Origin of the sequence: Paraburkholderia sp. XV (assembly GCF_020177535.1) — a bacterium.
In the GTDB taxonomy this organism is placed as follows: domain Bacteria; phylum Pseudomonadota; class Gammaproteobacteria; order Burkholderiales; family Burkholderiaceae; genus Paraburkholderia; species Paraburkholderia caribensis.
In genome coordinates this window covers 1-549 of sequence record NZ_JAGUUD010000276.1, presented here as the reverse complement: position 1 = coordinate 549, position 549 = coordinate 1, and the positions used below count along the sequence as shown (strand labels likewise).

1 protein-coding gene is annotated in these 549 nt (G+C 60.8%); it reads left to right on the top strand.

The window, feature by feature from the left end; genetic code table 11:
• Positions 1-64 precede the first annotated feature (64 nt).
• Positions 65-549: cupin domain-containing protein (locus KFO72_RS41910; protein ID WP_225034566.1), on the top strand; the 485-nt coding region annotated here is incomplete at its 3' end.

Here is a 549-nt window from a genome sequence, read left to right as displayed (position 1 = left end):
CGTTGAACCGGAACGATCCATGCCTTAGAGTTCGTTTCTGGTATTCAATCGTTCGAACTTCGTCATGGATACACTCTCGGATGTGTTGTCCCTCCTGAAGCTGCAAAGCTACGTTTCCGGCGGTTTCGATGCGGCCGGCGACTGGGCCGTGAAATTCGGGCCATTCGACGGCATCAAGTTTCATGCGGTGCTGCGGGGCCGGTGCTGGCTCAGCGTTGATGGCGAACCCGAGCCCCTTGAGGTCACCGAAGGCGAATGCTATCTGCTCGCGCGGGGCAAGCCCTTTTCCATCGCGAGCAATCCTGCTGCAGAGCCGGTCGCGTTCGGTGCACTCGTCCCGCAGGTCAGGGACGGCCGTATCGTGACGCACAATGGCGGCGGCGAATTCCTCAGCGTGGGCGGATATTTCACGCTGGCCGACGGTCAGGCCGATCTGCTTTTAAACGTGCTCCCTGCGGTCATCCACATTCGGGAGGAACCGGGCCCGTCAACGCTGCGATGGTGTATCGAGCGCATGAGAGAGGAATTGCGCGAGCCCCAGCCGGGTGG